Source organism: Blautia sp. Sow4_E7 (assembly GCF_052116245.1).
GTDB lineage: Bacteria > Bacillota > Clostridia > Lachnospirales > Lachnospiraceae > Blautia_A.
Genome location: NZ_JBQKLL010000009.1, coordinates 19,527 through 35,672 on the forward strand (window position 1 = coordinate 19,527; position 16,146 = coordinate 35,672).

19 protein-coding genes and 1 riboswitch are annotated in these 16,146 nt (G+C 45.4%); of the genes, 18 read left to right on the forward strand and 1 reads right to left on the reverse strand.

All coding sequences use genetic code 11. The annotated features are described in order from the left end of the window. Positions 1 to 85 precede the first annotated feature (85 nt). From ACTQ50_RS07460 to ACTQ50_RS07470, 3 genes are all read left to right on the forward strand, one after another. Entirely contained in the window at positions 86 to 1,426 is a 1,341-nt protein-coding gene (locus tag ACTQ50_RS07460) for a C40 family peptidase (RefSeq protein WP_441483659.1), read from the forward strand. Positions 1,427 to 1,629: 203 nt separating this feature from the next. Continuing rightward, positions 1,630 to 2,661 (forward strand): GDSL-type esterase/lipase family protein, encoded by a 1,032-nt coding sequence (locus tag ACTQ50_RS07465; RefSeq protein WP_441483660.1) that lies wholly within the window; start codon positions 1,630 to 1,632, stop codon positions 2,659 to 2,661. 152 nt (positions 2,662 to 2,813) lie between these two features. Beyond that, a riboswitch (cobalamin riboswitch) is annotated at positions 2,814 to 3,000 on the forward strand. Between the two features lie 381 nt (positions 3,001 to 3,381). After that, a complete protein-coding gene (locus ACTQ50_RS07470; RefSeq protein WP_441483661.1) occupies positions 3,382 to 3,693 on the forward strand; it encodes a cysteine-rich small domain-containing protein in 312 nt (103 codons plus the stop codon). 162 nt (positions 3,694 to 3,855) lie between these two features. On the opposite strand, the gene ACTQ50_RS07475 is transcribed toward ACTQ50_RS07470, so the two are convergent. Continuing rightward, positions 3,856 to 4,569 carry a phosphatase gene (locus ACTQ50_RS07475; RefSeq protein WP_441483662.1) on the reverse strand — a complete coding sequence of 238 codons (714 nt, stop codon included), beginning with the start codon at positions 4,567 to 4,569 and terminating at the stop codon, positions 3,856 to 3,858. A 272-nt stretch (positions 4,570 to 4,841) separates the two neighbouring features. Here ACTQ50_RS07475 and ACTQ50_RS07480 point away from each other — a divergent pair, with 272 nt between their 5' ends. The 15 genes from ACTQ50_RS07480 (at position 4,842) to ACTQ50_RS07550 (ending at position 16,031) form a co-directional block, all read left to right on the forward strand. Next, on the forward strand, positions 4,842 to 5,219 hold the full coding sequence (locus tag ACTQ50_RS07480; protein WP_021924989.1) for a BMC domain-containing protein: 378 nt from the start codon (positions 4,842 to 4,844) through the stop codon (positions 5,217 to 5,219). Positions 5,220 to 5,225: 6 nt separating this feature from the next. Further along, positions 5,226 to 5,732 carry a EutP/PduV family microcompartment system protein gene (locus ACTQ50_RS07485; RefSeq protein ID WP_441483663.1) on the forward strand — a complete coding sequence of 169 codons (507 nt, stop codon included), beginning with the start codon at positions 5,226 to 5,228 and terminating at the stop codon, positions 5,730 to 5,732. Positions 5,733 to 5,928: 196 nt separating this feature from the next. After that, positions 5,929 to 6,792, forward strand: a complete 864-nt coding sequence (locus ACTQ50_RS07490) for a class II aldolase/adducin family protein (RefSeq protein ID WP_441483664.1) — start codon at positions 5,929 to 5,931, stop codon at positions 6,790 to 6,792. Between the two features lie 72 nt (positions 6,793 to 6,864). Continuing rightward, positions 6,865 to 8,253: an aldehyde dehydrogenase family protein gene (locus ACTQ50_RS07495; RefSeq protein ID WP_226817968.1), complete on the forward strand. Its 1,389-nt coding sequence runs from the start codon at positions 6,865 to 6,867 to the stop codon at positions 8,251 to 8,253. A 17-nt stretch (positions 8,254 to 8,270) separates the two neighbouring features. Beyond that, complete coding sequence (locus tag ACTQ50_RS07500) at positions 8,271 to 9,506, forward strand: zinc-binding dehydrogenase (RefSeq protein WP_441483665.1); 1,236 nt, start codon at positions 8,271 to 8,273, stop codon at positions 9,504 to 9,506. A 23-nt stretch (positions 9,507 to 9,529) separates the two neighbouring features. Further along, positions 9,530 to 9,844 carry a BMC domain-containing protein gene (locus ACTQ50_RS07505; protein WP_226817966.1) on the forward strand — a complete coding sequence of 105 codons (315 nt, stop codon included), beginning with the start codon at positions 9,530 to 9,532 and terminating at the stop codon, positions 9,842 to 9,844. A gap of 126 nt (positions 9,845 to 9,970) precedes the next feature. Continuing rightward, positions 9,971 to 10,246, forward strand: a complete 276-nt coding sequence (locus ACTQ50_RS07510) for a BMC domain-containing protein (RefSeq protein WP_118577773.1) — start codon at positions 9,971 to 9,973, stop codon at positions 10,244 to 10,246. 21 nt (positions 10,247 to 10,267) lie between these two features. Further along, on the forward strand, positions 10,268 to 10,570 hold the full coding sequence (locus tag ACTQ50_RS07515; RefSeq protein ID WP_226817965.1) for a BMC domain-containing protein: 303 nt from the start codon (positions 10,268 to 10,270) through the stop codon (positions 10,568 to 10,570). 203 nt (positions 10,571 to 10,773) lie between these two features. Continuing rightward, positions 10,774 to 11,052 carry a BMC domain-containing protein gene (locus ACTQ50_RS07520; protein ID WP_005427721.1) on the forward strand — a complete coding sequence of 93 codons (279 nt, stop codon included), beginning with the start codon at positions 10,774 to 10,776 and terminating at the stop codon, positions 11,050 to 11,052. Between the two features lie 47 nt (positions 11,053 to 11,099). Then, positions 11,100 to 11,744, forward strand: a complete 645-nt coding sequence (gene pduL, locus ACTQ50_RS07525) for a phosphate propanoyltransferase (protein WP_177290545.1) — start codon at positions 11,100 to 11,102, stop codon at positions 11,742 to 11,744. A gap of 106 nt (positions 11,745 to 11,850) precedes the next feature. Next, entirely contained in the window at positions 11,851 to 12,117 is a 267-nt protein-coding gene (locus tag ACTQ50_RS07530; RefSeq protein WP_117850917.1) for a EutN/CcmL family microcompartment protein, read from the forward strand. A 4-nt stretch (positions 12,118 to 12,121) separates the two neighbouring features. Further along, a complete protein-coding gene (locus ACTQ50_RS07535; RefSeq protein WP_441483666.1) occupies positions 12,122 to 13,450 on the forward strand; it encodes a 4Fe-4S dicluster domain-containing protein in 1,329 nt (442 codons plus the stop codon). A 16-nt stretch (positions 13,451 to 13,466) separates the two neighbouring features. Further along, positions 13,467 to 14,015: a BMC domain-containing protein gene (locus ACTQ50_RS07540; protein WP_118577770.1), complete on the forward strand. Its 549-nt coding sequence runs from the start codon at positions 13,467 to 13,469 to the stop codon at positions 14,013 to 14,015. Positions 14,016 to 14,057: 42 nt separating this feature from the next. Beyond that, positions 14,058 to 14,831, forward strand: coding sequence for a DeoR/GlpR family DNA-binding transcription regulator (locus tag ACTQ50_RS07545; RefSeq protein WP_441483667.1), 774 nt, complete (start codon positions 14,058 to 14,060; stop codon positions 14,829 to 14,831). Positions 14,832 to 14,879: 48 nt separating this feature from the next. Next, the gene (locus ACTQ50_RS07550) at positions 14,880 to 16,031 is read left to right on the forward strand and encodes a 1-propanol dehydrogenase PduQ (protein WP_441483668.1); all 1,152 of its coding nucleotides are present in this window, start codon (positions 14,880 to 14,882) and stop codon (positions 16,029 to 16,031) included. Positions 16,032 to 16,146: the final 115 nt, after the last annotated feature.

Consider the following 16,146-nt stretch of genomic DNA (forward strand, 5'->3'; position numbering starts at 1 on the left):
TGTAGCAAGATTGAAAAAGATATTGCAAACATCTTACAAATTGAGCTATTTAGATTATCAAAAAGATTAACGAGGGTGATGAAACATGAAGAAAAGAATTGTATGTCTGACACTGGCAATTTTAATGTGCGGCTCACAGGCAGTAAGCGTAATGGCTGACCGTGAGAGCGACTTAAGAGAAGAGCAGGCTTGGACAAGCCAGCAGCTGGATGCTACATATGAGCGTATGAGTGCTTTGTGGGAGCAGAAACAGCAGCTTGAGAGCCAGATCGAATCTTTGAATTCTGATCTTGTAAATGTAATGGTTTCCATTCAGACTCTTGAGAATGATATCGCTTCCAAACAGGCCGAAATTGAGAAAACAGAAGGCGACCTGACCAAGGCTCAGAACGCCAAAGATAAACAGTACAGCTCCATGAAGAAACGTATCCAGTACCTTTACGAAAAAGGTGGAAACAATGCATGGTTCCAGATGATGCTGAACGCAGATAACCTTGCAGATCTTCTTACAAGAGCTGAGTACACACAGCAGATGTACGAGCAGGATAGAGAGAGCCTTCAGAAATATGCAAGAACGATTGAAGAGGTTCAGAAGTTAGAAGATCAGTATCAGCAGGAGAAAGCTGATTTCGAGACAATGAAAGAAGAGTATGAGGCTCAGCAGTCCAACCTTCAGTATCAGCTGGATGTAACCCGCGCCAACAATGCAGATTGCGAGAACGAGATCGCATATGCACAGCAGCAGGCAACCGAGTATGCAAACCTTTTGGAACAGCAGCAGGCTGAAATCGAGCAGCTTGAGGCAGAGCGTATTGCAGCTGAGGAAGAAGCAAGACGCCAGGCAGAAGCAGAGGCTGCCGCAGCCGCAGCAGCACAGGAAGCTGAGGAGAACGGAGATTATGATTCTTCCGAGGAGGTAGAGTATGATGAGGATGGAAACGTTGTAAGCGGTTCTTCCGATACTTCTTCTGATTATGAATATGATGAGTATGGCAATGTGATCGACACAGAGAATACAGTAGATTATGATTCTTCTGATGATTCCTCTTCCAGCTCATCCAGCAGCTCCAGCAGTTCTTCCGGTTCAGGATCTTCTGTTGTAGATTATGCGACACAGTTCGTTGGAAATCCGTATGTATGGGGCGGAACAAGCCTTACAAACGGTGCTGACTGCTCCGGTTTTGTACAGAGTGTATATGCAAACTTCGGCGTAAGCCTTCCAAGAACCTCTTATGAGCAGCAGAATGCAGGATATGAAGTATCTTATGCAGATGCACAGCCAGGTGATCTGATCTGCTATGGCGGACACGTTGCAATCTATATGGGAAATGGACAGATCGTACATGCTTCCAACTCCAGAGATGGAATCAAGATCAGCAACAACGCTGCATACAGAACCATTACTTCTGTAAGACGTCTTGTGTAGTCTGAACAAATGAATAGGAGAGCCCTTTCGGATGAAAGTCCGGGAGGGCTTTTTTCATAGGAGAAAAATTCTATTGGAATATAGAAATGTAAATAGAAAAGAAGTATAATAGCGATAACTGTTATGCATTCAGCTGTGAAGCTGCGAAAACGTTTAGGATAACGAAAAATGCGCTTCATAGAACCAGAAGAGAGGAAAAGAAAATGCTGAAAGATTATAAGATCAGGGAAATTCCATATTTAAGAGTTCTTGGCAGGACAAATGGAAGTCTGGAGCCGGTTACCTTGTTCTGGACGGCTTCCGGGATTGAAATGAATATAAAGGCCACAGAAGCGTGGGTGACGGTCCGCTCAGATTACGAGCTGTTTGAGCCCTGGGCAGATGTGATCGTAGACGGTGCACTGAGTCAGCGTCTTATGGTAAACAAAGGGGAACAGAAAATCTGTCTTTTTCGAAACATGGAGGGGGATAAGATCCGGAACGTGAAGCTTCTTCGTGATACGCCTGCTTTTCCAACAGATGAGAAAACACTATTTCAGATACTGGAAGTGCAGACAGACGGAGAATTCTGCCCTCTTGAAGAGCCGAAAATGAGGCTGGAGGTGATCGGAGACAGTATCACTTCCGGGGAAGGCGGAAGCGGAGCAGGCGGGGAAATGACCTGGAATTCTTTTTGCTTTAATTGTGTGGACAATTATGCGTATATGGCAGCGAAAGAGCTGGATGCAATTTATCACTGCATAAGCCAGAGCGGATGGGGCGTTTTCTGTTCCTGGGAAGGGGATGAAAAACAGGCAATCCCGCCCTATTACGAGCAGGTGTGCGGCCTGTTGAACGGAGAGAGAAACAAGGAACTGGGAGCTTTTGAAAAATGGGATTTCCAGAAATTCCAGCCAGACGTGATTGTGGTAAATTTGGGAACAAATGACGGCAGCGGCACCAAGGATATGGAAAAGGTGGGAAATGCAGTGGAGGATTTTTTGAAAAAACTGCGTGACTGTAATCCGGAAAGCTATATTCTGTGGTGTTACGGAATGCTTGGAAATGGAATCCAGTCTACCATTGAAAATGCGATTCAGAATTATAAGACAAAGTCCGGGGATGAACGTGTTGAGTTTGTGGAACTGCCAGATACCCTGGAAGGGGAATTTGGCTCAAGACAGCATCCAGGACATCCATCCCATGAGAAGACAGCGAAAGTTCTGGTGGAGAAGATCCGTGAGATTGCAGGCTGAATCGCGTTAAACTTTGCTTATGAACAAGATCCCGCGCAGTCATTGCCAGGCAATCTGCGGACAGCCGCTACAGGTTGATAAAAAAATAACAAAAGTTTCTCATCAAGGGTTGACAAACACAGTGACCGGTGGTACTATAATGTCAGTATAATTCCATATTGAACATATTAAGTGCTGAAGGCTATGAGCTGGCAGAAAGAGGGAATCAGGTGTGAAACCTGAGCGATCCGGTCACTGTAACAGAGGAGCGAATCTCAGAGTCCATTGTGCAGATGCATGAGAAGGAGAGAGGAGCGATGATCCTGGAGCCAGGAAACCTGCTTGGTATGGCGAGGTTAAACTTCCGATGAAAGTGTAACAACCAGTTTTGGGGAATCCGCAGCCCCGAGATGTTGTCCGCTTTTGTGAGTGGACATTTTTTATGGAATAATCGCCTGTTCAGAAGAATTATACAGATTAAATGGCAGGCGATACTACTTCGGATGAAACCGTTCCCTCCGCGTATATATGAACGGATCATATTCTACCCCGGGGTAGCATCGCTCCCTCTTAAATAAGGACGATGATTTGGAAACCGCTATAGCGGTATTTTTTTTACTCTTTTATTGCAAAAACACATTGTAGTCAGCTGGTGGAAACAAGTTTGTGCTGCTTAAGCGCTGTACATTATGAAACGGTTTGCACAGAAGAGTTTGAACTATAGGAGATAAGTAGAACAGTATGAAGAAGAAATATTGGGAAGACAAAGAATACTCTTATTTCAGCCACAAGAAATGCGAATTTTTCCCCTGCCACAAAGGGGCAGACCCGGAAGATTTTAACTGCCTGTTCTGCTATTGCCCTCTTTATGCACTGGGAGATAAGTGCGGCGGGAATTTTAAATATAACGAAAAAGGCTTCAAGGACTGCACCAATTGCCAGTTTCCCCATAAGAGGAAAAACTACGGCTATGTGACTGGAAAATACCAGGAACTGGCGGCAATGATGCAGAAAGTAAGAGAGGCAGAGCAGGGAAATACAGATGAGAAATAGTTAATCGCACAGATGGCATTTCACACTGCATGCCTGGGTTTTCTGCAGATCCTGTTTGCAGAAATCATCTTGCGAAAAAATATCTGTGAATAGTAAAAGAAAACTCTCCTGAATATATAAACGAAGTGAAAAAAGTGGTTTATAATTCAGGAGAGTTTTTTGCTATCTTATACTTAACAGCATTTTTAATTTGGGAATCTGGTTGTTGAGAATCAGGCTTTCCGGAAACATGGCCTCATGGACGAAATCAGCAGCATAAGTGAAATCTCCAATATGTTCGGCCCCATGGCTGTCGCTGGAAAGTACGATAGGAACCAGGTACTTCCGGCAGCAGGCCAGAATCTGTGCGCAGTTAGTCCGTGTGTCGCCCCGGTATCCGTAAGGAGCCAGGGAAGCTTCGTTGATCTCCAGGATCACGCCGTTTTCGCCGGCGGCTTTTACAACTGCATTGTAATCCACATCATATTGGGTATTGTCAATATGTCCCAGTATTTTTACCACAGGATTTTTCATTACGTTCAGAAATGTTGTGGTATTTTCTTCCCGTGTCCCTGGACGGAAATTCTGATAATGCATGCTGGCAATGGCATAGTCCAGCTTATTAAGAAGCTCCTGTTCCAGATCTACTTTTCCATCTGTATCCAGAATATTCAGTTCAATTCCATACAATAATTCCACTCCAAATCGTTTCCTGGGGGAATAGGTCAGACTTCGAAAATAAGAGGAAGTCCCAGCTGCCAGAGTAGCCGGCCCGTGGTCTGTGATCCCAAGAAGCTTCAGCCTCTTCCTGGAAGCTGCCTTCGCCATGTCGCTGATGGTACAGCTAGTACCGTGCCCGCTGGCGATAGAATGAGTATGTATATCAGAAAGATACATAAAATCAACTCCTTTGTTTTAGTATGACAGAGGAAAAATAGCATGTCAACAGTAAAAACGGAAAAAAGATAGAAAACAAATAAAAACAACAATGAAATACAGGAAAAACCACATATAGTGTGCTGATACCTGTTGCTTTTTGTTGACAGTGAAGAAATGGAAAGGTATAATTAAGGACAGAGATACATTCAGAAACAGGATTATAGGAAGATACGGACTTTCATATATGGTGATGCCGCCGCCAGGCGACATGTCCGTTTTAGGAGGTAAACATGGGATATACAGATAATATGTCTCCGGAAATGAAACAGCGGATTGTGCAGGAACTGGTACCGGGCAAGCAGATTTCCCTGGCCCACATCATTGCCAATCCGGATAAGATCCTTTATACCAAACTGGGACTGGATCCCTCTTTGGATTATTCAAGGGCAGCCATTGGAATCATGACCGTAAGCCCGGCAGAGACCGCTATCATTATGGCGGATATCGCTATGAAGTCATCCGGGATCGAACTGGGATTTGTAGACCGTTTCAGCGGCAGCTTGATCATCACCGGTACGGTATCAGAAGTGGAAGCATCCACCAGCGCTATTCTGGACTACGTGGGAAATAAACTGGGCTTTACTTTATGCCCGATCACAAGGACCTGATATAATATGAAGAAACTTGTTCTGATCGGCCGCAGCGAGGCAGGAAAGACCACTCTTACCCAGGCCCTACGCGGTGAAAAAATACATTACCATAAAACACAGTATGTGAATAATTTTGATGTGATCGTGGATACGCCAGGAGAGTATGCCCAGACCAAGGGACTGGGACACGCCCTGGCGTTATATACATATGAATCTGATGTGGTAGGCCTGCTGGTTTCCGCCATCGAGCCCTACTGCCTTTTCCCGCCCTGTATCACCTGCATGGCGAACCGTGAGGTGATCGGGATCGTGACCAAGATCAATGATCCAAATGCCAACGTGAAGCTTGCCACATCCTGGCTGAAGCTTGCCGGCTGCAAGACCATTATTTATGTGGATTCCAAGAAACAGCAGGGAATCCCGGAAATCCTGGAGCATCTTCGGGAAGAAGGGGATGTGATGCCATGGGAAGAAGCAGAAGCCAATCAGGAAGATGTGGAAAAAACAGGAAAACCACGAAAAACAACATAGCAATCTGGGAAAAATTCCACACAAAACAACATAAAACAACGGAAAAACCTTGACTTATGGTGTGGAATGGTGTAAACTTACACCATAACCAAAAAAAGTAACAGGCTAGCTATGCCTAGCCATGATAAGTTACCCGGTGCGGTACTATAACTTACATAATCCACCGTACCTGAATGTGCTTAAGGAGGAAAAAAGCATGGTAAACGAATACGAAATCAAAAAACAGATTTGCGACATCGGAAGAAGAATCTATAACCGTAACATGGTTGCAGCAAATGACGGTAACATCTCCGTAAAACTGAATGACAATGAGTTCCTTTGCACACCTACTGGTGTATCCAAAGGCTTCATGACTCCAGAGTTCATCTGTAAAGTAGATGCTAAGGGTAATGTTCTTCAGGCTAACCAAGGATTCAAACCATCTTCTGAGATCAAGATGCACATGAGAGTATATGAGAAGAGACCTGATGTAGGATCTGTTGTACATGCTCATCCGATTTATGCAACATCCTTCGCTATCGCAGGTATCCCGCTTACACAGCCGATCATGCCAGAGGCTGTTATCGCTCTTGGATGCGTTCCGATCGCTGAGTACGGTACACCGTCTACAATGGAGATCCCGGACAACCTTGAGAAATATCTTCCATACTTCGATGCAGTTCTTCTTGAAAACCACGGAGCTCTTACATGGAGCACAGACCTGAACGCTGCATACATGAAGATGGAGTCCGTAGAGTTCTACGCACAGCTTCTGTATCAGAGCAAACTTCTTGGCGGCCCGAAGGAATTCGACAAAGAGAACATCAAGAAACTTTATGAGATCCGTCGTAAATTCGGTATGCCAGGAAAACATCCTGCAAACCTCTGTCAGAACAAAGACGGCATGAACTGCCACAACTGCGGCGGCGCTTGCCATAATGAGGACTACAAACAGTTCCCAGGATATCAGTATGATTTCGTTGGCGGAAGCGATGCTCCAGCAGCAGATACAGCTAACGCAGACGCAGAGTTAGTAGCTAAGATCACAAAACAGGTTATGGCTCAGTTAGGACTGAAATAATCAAAACTATAAAGGCTGGCAGCTGTGAGAAACCCGAGCAGCTACAGGCGATTTTTAAGGAGGAACAATCTCATGCCAATCAGCGAAAGCATGGTACAGGATATTGTACAGGAAGTAATGGCAAAAATGCAGATTGCAGACGCTCCGGCCGGTAAACATGGAATTTTCAAAGATATGAACGAAGCTATCGAGGCAGCGAAAGCTTCCCAGAAGATCGTTCGGAAAATGTCCTTGGACCAGAGAGAAAAAATTATTACCTGCATTCGTAGAAAAACCAAAGAAAATGCAGAAATCCTTGCACGTATGGGTGTTGATGAGACCGGAATGGGAAATGTAGGGGATAAGATCCTGAAACACCATCTGGTAGCAGATAAAACCCCAGGTACAGAAGATCTCAGCACAACAGCATGGTCTGGCGACAGAGGATTAACTCTGATCGAGATGGGACCATTCGGCGTAATCGGAGCCATCACTCCGTGTACCAACCCAAGTGAGACCATTCTGTGTAATACCATCGGTATGCTGGCAGGCGGAAATACAGTTGTATTCAACCCACATCCGGCAGCAATCAAGACCTCTATTTATGCGATCAACCTTCTGAACGAGGCATCCCTGGAATCAGGCGGCCCGGACAATATCGCAGTTACAGTAGAGAAACCTACATTAGAGACAAGCAACATCATGATGAAACATAAAGATATCCCGCTGATCGCTGCAACAGGCGGCCCTGGCGTTGTTACCGCAGTTCTTTCCTCTGGAAAACGTGGAATCGGTGCTGGCGCAGGAAACCCACCAGCAGTTGTAGATGAGACAGCAGACGTAAGAAAAGCTGCCCAGGATATCGTAAACGGATGTACATTCGATAACAACCTTCCTTGCATCGCAGAGAAGGAGATCGTAGCAGTTGCTTCCATCACAGATGAGCTTATGCATTATCTGGTAAGCGAGAATGATTGTTACCTGGCCTCCAAGGAAGAACAGGACAAACTTGTTGAGACTGTTCTTGCAGGCGGCAAGCTGAACCGTAAATGCGTTGGACGTGACGCAAGAACATTACTTTCCATGATCGGAGTAAATGCTCCTGCAAACATCCGCTGCATCGTATTCGAGGGACCGAAGGAACATCCGCTTATCGCCACAGAGCTTATGATGCCGATCCTTGGCGTTGTAAGAGCAAAAGACTTTGATGATGCAGTAGAGCAGGCCGTATGGCTTGAGCATGGCAACCGCCACTCTGCACACATTCATTCCAAGAACATTGACAATATCACCAAATATGCGAAAGCAATCGATACCGCAATCCTTGTTAAGAATGCACCTTCTTATGCAGCACTTGGATTTGGCGGAGAGGGTTACTGCACATTCACAATCGCAAGCCGTACCGGTGAGGGACTTACAAGCGCAAGCACATTCACCAAGAGAAGACGCTGCGTAATGGCAGACAGCCTTTGCATTCGCTGACAGGAGGAAACATAAAAATGGATATGAATAACGTAAATATCGAAGAAATCGTAAAACAGGTTCTTGCTGGAATGGCTGGAACTGCACCGGCAGCTTCTGCAGCAGCTGCAGCTCCAGCTGCTGCTGCACCGGCAGGCGCTATCCCGAAAACTGCACACGTTGCAGTTCTGACTGAGAAAGAGCATTTCGACATCAAAGAGTACCCGATCCCACCAGTTGGTGACGACGACATCCTTGTTAAAGTAGAAGGCTGCGGCGTTTGCGGTACTGATGCTCACGAATTCAAGAGAGACCCATTTAACCTGATCCCAGTTGCACTTGGACATGAGGGAACTGGTGAGATCGTTGCCATGGGTAAAAATGTTAAGACTGATACAGCTGGAAAACCAGTTAAGATCGGTGATAAAGTTGTTACCTGTATGATCTTCAAGGATGATCCGGAGATCACAATGTTCGACCTGAACAAAAAGAACGTTGGCGGAGCTGACGTATACGGACTTCTTCCAGATGATGATGTACATCTGAACGGATGGTTCTCTGATTACATCTTCATCAGAGGCGGAAACTTCGGAAGCACATTCTTCAACGTAAGCGACCTTGATCTGGATTCCCGTATCCTGATCGAGCCATGTGCAGTTCTTGTACATGCAGTTGAGAGAGCAAAAACAACTGGTATCCTTCGTTTCAACAGCAGAGTTGTTGTACAGGGATGCGGACCGATCGGTCTGATCTGCATCGCAGTTCTTCGTACCATGGGTATCGAGAACATCTGCGCAGTAGATGGAAATCAGCAGCGTCTTGATTTCGCTAAGAGAATGGGCGCTACCATGAGCGTAAACTTCATGGAGCACAAAGGAATCGAAGCACTTGCTGAGGCTGTTAAGGATCAGTTCGGCGGACATCTTGCAGACTTTGCATTCCAGTGCACAGGATCACCTGTTGCTCATGCAAACATCTACAAATTTATCCGCAACGGCGGCGGTCTTTGCGAGCTTGGTTTCTTCATCAATGGTGGAGATGCTACAATCAACCCGCACTTTGACATCTGCTCCAAAGAGATCACAATCGTAGGCTCCTGGGTATACACCTTAAGAGATTACGTTACAACATTTGACTTCCTTAAGAGAGCAAACGCAATCGGACTTCCAATGTCTGAACTGATCACAGACAAGTATCCGCTTGAGGAGATCAATGAAGCATTAAAGAAGAACCTTGCAATGACCGGTCTTAAGATCGCAGTTGTAAATAAATAATTGCCGGATAAAGGAGAATCAAGATGGCAGAAGCTGTAGGAATCTTGGAGGTGTTCGGACTGGCAACAGCATTTGTGGCGGCCGACGCCGGCTGCAAGGCAGCAAATGTCCATCTGGAGGTTTTTGATAAAAATAAACCTGCAAATGCGGACAGTCTGCCGGTACCGCTCCTTGTCTGCATCAAGTTCCGCGGAAGCGTTTCTGATGTAACAGAGGCTGTGGAAGCTGGAATCAGAGTAGCAGAGAGTATGACCGGTGTGGTACAGCACTACGTAATACCAAATCCGGAACCCGGTACACAAAAAATGCTGAAAATCAGCGCACTGGATAAGGAATAGTTATTGCTAACCAGTGAAGAAACATCTATAATAATAACGAACAGTCATGCGGAGCATGACAGGTACCTCACAGCAAGTACGCTGGAGCGTACTTGAGAAGATGAGATAAATCAGGAGGAATTCATCATGGCACAGGAAGCTTTAGGAATGGTAGAGACCAGAGGACTTACAGCTGCAATCGAGGCAGCAGATGCAATGACAAAAGCAGCAGAGGTTACACTGGTTGGTACAGAAAAAATCGGATCCGGTCTTGTAACTGTTATGGTTCGCGGTGATGTTGGAGCTGTTAAGGCAGCAGTTGAGAGTGGAAGCGCAGCAGCCTCCAGACTTGGAGAGCTTGTAGCTACACACGTAATCCCAAGACCTCATACAGATGTGGAGAAAATCCTTCCAAGCATCTAATGAACAAAAAGGAGTTCGCTCATGAGTAAATCATATGGTTTTATCGAAATCACAGGTGTTGTAGCGGCTATGGATGCCCTGGACATCATGTGCAAAACGGCAGACGTTGAGCTGGCGTCATGGGAGCGTAAGCTGGGCGGACGACTGGTGACCATTATTGTACAAGGCGATGTGGCAGCTGTTACAGAGGCCGTGGAAGCGGCCGCAACACAAGCCATCAAGAAACCGGCAAGCTATGCAGTAATTGCCAATCCCCATGAGGAAATCGTCAAAATGGTGGAGTTAAGCGCAAGTCGATGGAGAAAGAAAAAGGGGGATGAATAATGGCTGACGAAGAAAAGAAAGAGACAGCGAAAAAAGCAGCCCCTAAAAAGGCAGCCGCTCCGAGAAGAACGGCCAGAACAACCAAAGCAAAAGCAGCAGAGGTAAAGGCAGAAGAGCCGAAGACCACTGCAGCTGACAAAGAGATTACAGAAACCAAACACATAGAAGCTGAGAAACCAGCAATTCATAAGGAGGAAAAAATCATGACACAGGAAGCATTAGGAATGGTAGAAACCAGAGGACTTACAGCAGCTATCGAGGCAGCTGACCAGATGTGTAAAGCAGCTAACGTTGCATTAGTTGGAACAGAGAAGATCGGTTCCGGTCTTGTAACTGTTATGGTTCGTGGAGATGTTGGAGCAGTTAAATCTGCAGTTGAGAGCGGAAGCGCAGCAGCATCCAGACTTGGAGAGCTTGTAGCTACACACGTAATTCCGAGACCTCATACTGATGTTGAGAAGATTCTTCCAGTTCTCAAATAATTCACGCCTAGATTATTACATAATCCAGGAAGAAAGCAGGTGTACTTTTGGAAACCAATAATGTTGAGCTGATCACCAGAATGGTACTGGATGCTCTTAATAAAAAAGAAGAAAAAGGCAATGGTTTCATGGTGCCGATCGGAGTTTCCGCAAGACATATCCACCTGACACAGGAACATGTTGAAGCTTTATTCGGACCAGGATATCAGCTCACCAAGAAGAAAGAGCTGATGGGAGGACAGTTTGCGTCCAATGAGACAGTAACCATCGTTGGACTGAAGCTCCGTGCCATCGAGAATGTCCGCATTCTCGGACCGGTCCGCAAGGCTTCCCAGGTTGAGGTATCAGCTACAGATGCCATCAAGCTTGGTATGAAAGTACCGGTTCGTGAGTCTGGAGATGTTAAGGGAAGTGCTCCTATCGCTATTGTCGGACCGAAAGGTGCGATCTATCTGAAAGAGGGATGTATCGTAGCAATGCGCCACATCCACATGTCCCCGAAGGATGCCCAGGCAGCCGGCGTGAAGGACGGAGATATCGTTTCTGTTAAGGCAGACAATGAGAGAGGTACTATTTTCAATCATGTGAAGATCCGTGTGGACGACAGTTTTACACTGGAGATGCACATTGATACAGATGAAGCAAATGCAGCAAAAATTGCCACAGGCAATACAGTTACAATCATAAAGTAATGAAGCGGAAGTTACATTCCTCATTACGAAAATAAAATGTTCAGCCATGCAGGATTTGGGGACAGATACGTGCGTGGCTGAACTGGTATAAAATTTGGAGGTTCACATGATAGTTGGCAAGGTAGTAGGAAGCGTTGTTTCCACAAGAAAAAACGAAAAGCTGATCGGCAATAAGTTTATGATCGTGGAACCGGTTCATCACATGAAAGGTGACCTCAGCCAGATTGTTGCAATCGATATTATCGGTGCAGGAATCGGAGAATATGTATTGGTGGCACAAGGAAGCGCGGCAAGAATTGGCTGCGGCGTAGAAACAGCACCGGTAGATGCCGCCATTGTAGGTATCGTTGATGACGGTGCAGGATTGGAGTAACGCCATGGATATCAAAGAATTACAGAATATTATACAGGAGAATGGTGTAGTTGGTGCCGGCGGTGCAGGATTTCCTACATATATGAAGCTGACAGATAAAGCCAATACCATTCTTATGAACTGTGCAGAGTGCGAACCTTTACTGAAATTACATAGACAGTTATTAGAGAAGCACGCTTACGAAATTATGAAAACCTTCCATATGGTTCAGGAGACTGTTGGAGCTTCTGAGGCCATTATTGGAATCAAAAAATCTTATGTTCAGACAGTAAATGCTCTGAAACAGCATATTGAAGAGTTCCCGGGAATGCGCATCCATCTTCTGGATGAAGTATATCCTATGGGTGATGAGGTTGTACTGATCTACGAAGCAACTGGTAGAGTTGTAAGACCTGGCGGACTTCCTATTGAGCAGGGAGTGGCAGTGTTCAACGTAGAGACATTGTATAATATATACCAGGCAGTAGAGAAAAAAGAGCCTGTAACATCTAAATATGTATCTGTTGTAGCTGAGGTAAATCATCCGGTAACTGTAAGAGTACCTCTTGGATGTACCATGGATGACGTAGTTGCACAGGCAGGCGGAACTACTGTAAAAGATCCGGTTTACTTTATTGGTGGACCGATGATGGGAAGAATCGGAAAAGGTTCTGACCCTGTGACGAAGACAACAAATGCGATTCTGGTTCTGCCAAAAGACCATTTAATCGTACAGAAGAAGATGCGGACTTCTGCTATAGATTTAAAACGCGCAGCATCTATTTGCTGCCAGTGTAATACTTGTACTGATCTTTGTCCACGTAACAATCTGGGACATCCGATTGATCCGGCACGCTTCATGCGCGCAGCTTCCAATCAGGATTTCAGAGATGTAAATCCTTACATTAATGCAAGCTTCTGCAGCTCCTGTGGTGTGTGCGAAATGTACGCATGTCCTCAGAGCCTTGCTCCAAGAACACTTCTTGCAGACATGAAGGGTGGACTTCGTAAGGCAGGTATTCGTCCTCCTCAGGGAGTACAGCCAGTACCAGTTAAGGAATCCAGAGAATACCGCAAGGTTCCGGAAGAACGCCTGATGGCACGTCTTGGTCTTACAAAATACGACAAAGACGCACCAATGGACGAGACACTGGTTGAAATTCCAAAGGTTAAAATTCTTCTTAGCCAGCATATCGGAGCTCCGGCGCAGGCAATTGTAAAGGTTGGAGATCAGGTGGCACGAGGTCAGATGATCGCTTCCCCGGCCCAGGGCTTAAGTGTTGGTATCCATGCAACCATCTCCGGTAAAGTTACCGAAGTGACAGATCGCTGGATCGTAGTTGCAAAGAATTAGAAAGGACGTGCAGAACATGAGTAAAGCAATCGGAATGATTGAATTCAAAACTACAGCTACCGGCGTTACTGCAGCAGATGCAATGGTTAAGACATCTGATGTAGAAATCGTTGAGGCGCAGACCGTGTGTCCGGGTAAATATATTGCAATTATCACCGGTGATCTCAGTGCGGTAAAAGCTGCCGTTGATACAGCTGTAACAACATATGAGGACAAGTGTATTGACAGCTTCGTACTGGGTAATCCACACGAGTCTCTTTTCCCGGCTATTTACGGAACTACTCAGGTTGAGGAGATCAGTGCACTGGGAATTCTTGAAACATATGACGCAGCTTCCATTATCGAGGCTGCAGATCAGGCTGCAAAGACTGCAATTGTAGATCTTATTGAGCTTCGTATTGCAAAAGGTATGTGCGGAAAATCTTACATGATGATCACTGGTGAGGTTTCTGCCGTATCCGCATCAATCGACAGAGCAAAAGAGCTTGTTGCTGAGAAAGGCATGTATCTGGATTCATCTGTTATCGCACATCCGGATAAGAGAATGATCGACAGCCTTCTGTAATTCTGGTCTGACCAATAAAACGAACACGGAGGGGATCTGAATATGCTTGCATTAGAGAGACGAAATCTGATCCTTGAGAAATTACAGAATGAAAAACGCGTAGTAGTAAGTGAACTGAGCCAGTTATACGGAGTATCCGAAGAGACCATCAGACGGGATCTGGACAAGCTGGAGAAGGAAGGGCTTGCCATTAAAAGTTATGGCGGAGCTGTGATCAATGAAGATGTAAGCATTGATCTTCCCTTTAACGTGCGTAAGAATCAGAATGTAGTTGGGAAACAGAAGATGGCGGAAATCGTAGCCTCTCTTGTGCATGACGGGGAACATCTGCTTCTGGACGCCAGTACAACTGCGGTGTTCGTTGCAAAAGCATTAAAAGAAAAGGAGCGTCTGACTATGATCACCAATTCCATGGAGATTCTTCTGGAACTGGCAGATGTGTCAGGGTGGAACATTATTTCCACAGGTGGGATGATGAAGGAAGGTTACCTTGCCTTCCTTGGATCCCGGACAGAAGAAGTCATTCGCTCTTATTTTGTAGATACTGTGGTCTTTTCCTGCAAGGCTCTTGATGAGAAATGGGGAGTGATGGAATCACAGGAGGCTTTTGGAACGGCGAAGAAAGCAATGCTGGATTCCGGACGTAGGAAGATCCTGGTTGTGGACAATACGAAATTTGACCAGACCGCATTTTCCGTTGCAGGAAGACTGCGGGATATTGATATTGTTGTGACAGATATGAAGCCTTCTGACAAATGGCTAAAGCTTTTTGAAGAAGAGGGTGTGGAGTGCAGATATCCGGAATCTGTCCGATAGAAGCTTTCAAAAGTACAAAAGAGAGCTGCAATAAAGGAGCATTGAATTATGAAAACTTTTGAAATGAAAACAGTCATCCACTTTGGTGACAATGCCCTGGATAGACTGGCAGAACTGCCATACAAAAAAGTTCTGGTGATCACAGATCCATTCATCGCAAAAGGGGAAATGATCAATCTGATCACAGACCCACTGAAAAGCGGTGGCAAGGAGTTTGAAGTATTCAGTGATGTTGTACCGGACGCACCGGTAGGAAAAATCGCAGAAGGTGTAAAGAAGTTTCTGGAGTACCAGCCGGAGGTTGTAGTAGCTGTCGGAGGCGGCTCTGCAATTGACTCTTCCAAGGCAATCCGTGAGTTTGCCCTGAAGATCAACAATTACGGAAAAGTGGGTCTTATTGCAATTCCTACTACCAGTGGTACTGGATCTGAGGTTACCTCTTTTGCAGTTGTAAATGATACAGAGAACCATGTGAAGTATCCGCTGATCTCAGAAAGCCTTACTGCTGATGAGGCAATTCTGGATGCAGAGCTGGTAAAGAGCGTTCCGCCTTCTATCACAGCAGATACAGGTATGGACGTGCTGACTCATGCCATTGAGTCTTATGTAAGTATCAATCACAATGAATTTTCATCTGCTCTTGCAGAAAAGTCAATTGAAATCTGCGGAGTCTTTCTGTTAAGAGCGTACCTGGACGGTAGGGATATGCATGCCCGTCAGAAAATGCACGTAGCTTCCTGTCTTGCAGGACTTTCCTTTAACACAGCAGGACTGGGAATTACACATAGTATGGCTCACCAGCTTGGCGCTGTTTTCCATATTCCTCATGGACGTGCCAACGCTATGCTGCTTCCACACATTGTGGAGTTTAATGCGAACATCAACAAGCACAGCAAGAGCCAGAAAGAATATCTTCCGGCGGTAAAGAGATATGCAAATATCGCCCATATTCTTGGACTTAGCAATTACAACAAAGTAATGTCCGTAAGATCTCTTGTAAACTGGATCCAGTTTATGCAAAAAGAGATGAATATTCCGCTTACCATTCAGGAAATCGGAACGATTTCACCAGACGAGTACTTTGAGGCTATTGACAAGATGGCAGACGCAGCACTTGCAGACGCCTGCACACCAGCCAACCCAAGAGTTCCAACCAAGGAAGATATTGTGAAGATCTACAAGAAATTGTGGTCATTCTAAAAATATGAGCTTAAGACAGAACTTAAATGATCTGTCTTAAGCTGATTTAAAATATTTTATTAGTATAGTGAAGAAAAAACAATTTAGGTATTGCTTTGTGTTCAGTGTACTGATA

Bases quoted from the DNA above. Each gene is read 5' to 3' on its own strand.
- ACTQ50_RS07520 (WP_005427721.1), top strand. From the start codon at position 10,774: ATGACACAGGAAGCATTAGGAATGGTAGAAACCAGAGGACTTACAGCA.
- ACTQ50_RS07540 (WP_118577770.1), top strand. From the start codon at position 13,467: ATGAGTAAAGCAATCGGAATGATTGAATTCAAAACTACAGCTACCGGC.
- ACTQ50_RS07545 (WP_441483667.1), top strand. From the start codon at position 14,058: ATGCTTGCATTAGAGAGACGAAATCTGATCCTTGAGAAATTACAGAAT.
- ACTQ50_RS07470 (WP_441483661.1), top strand. From the start codon at position 3,382: ATGAAGAAGAAATATTGGGAAGACAAAGAATACTCTTATTTCAGCCAC.
- ACTQ50_RS07530 (WP_117850917.1), top strand. From the start codon at position 11,851: ATGATAGTTGGCAAGGTAGTAGGAAGCGTTGTTTCCACAAGAAAAAAC.
- ACTQ50_RS07505 (WP_226817966.1), top strand. From the start codon at position 9,530: ATGGCAGAAGCTGTAGGAATCTTGGAGGTGTTCGGACTGGCAACAGCA.
- ACTQ50_RS07485 (WP_441483663.1), top strand. From the start codon at position 5,226: ATGAAGAAACTTGTTCTGATCGGCCGCAGCGAGGCAGGAAAGACCACT.
- ACTQ50_RS07550 (WP_441483668.1), top strand. From the start codon at position 14,880: ATGAAAACTTTTGAAATGAAAACAGTCATCCACTTTGGTGACAATGCC.
- ACTQ50_RS07510 (WP_118577773.1), top strand. From the start codon at position 9,971: ATGGCACAGGAAGCTTTAGGAATGGTAGAGACCAGAGGACTTACAGCT.
- ACTQ50_RS07490 (WP_441483664.1), top strand. From the start codon at position 5,929: ATGGTAAACGAATACGAAATCAAAAAACAGATTTGCGACATCGGAAGA.
- ACTQ50_RS07475 (WP_441483662.1), bottom strand. From the start codon at position 4,569: ATGTATCTTTCTGATATACATACTCATTCTATCGCCAGCGGGCACGGT.
- ACTQ50_RS07500 (WP_441483665.1), top strand. From the start codon at position 8,271: ATGGATATGAATAACGTAAATATCGAAGAAATCGTAAAACAGGTTCTT.
- ACTQ50_RS07460 (WP_441483659.1), top strand. From the start codon at position 86: ATGAAGAAAAGAATTGTATGTCTGACACTGGCAATTTTAATGTGCGGC.
- ACTQ50_RS07480 (WP_021924989.1), top strand. From the start codon at position 4,842: ATGGGATATACAGATAATATGTCTCCGGAAATGAAACAGCGGATTGTG.
- ACTQ50_RS07495 (WP_226817968.1), top strand. From the start codon at position 6,865: ATGCCAATCAGCGAAAGCATGGTACAGGATATTGTACAGGAAGTAATG.
- ACTQ50_RS07515 (WP_226817965.1), top strand. From the start codon at position 10,268: ATGAGTAAATCATATGGTTTTATCGAAATCACAGGTGTTGTAGCGGCT.
- ACTQ50_RS07535 (WP_441483666.1), top strand. From the start codon at position 12,122: ATGGATATCAAAGAATTACAGAATATTATACAGGAGAATGGTGTAGTT.
- ACTQ50_RS07465 (WP_441483660.1), top strand. From the start codon at position 1,630: ATGCTGAAAGATTATAAGATCAGGGAAATTCCATATTTAAGAGTTCTT.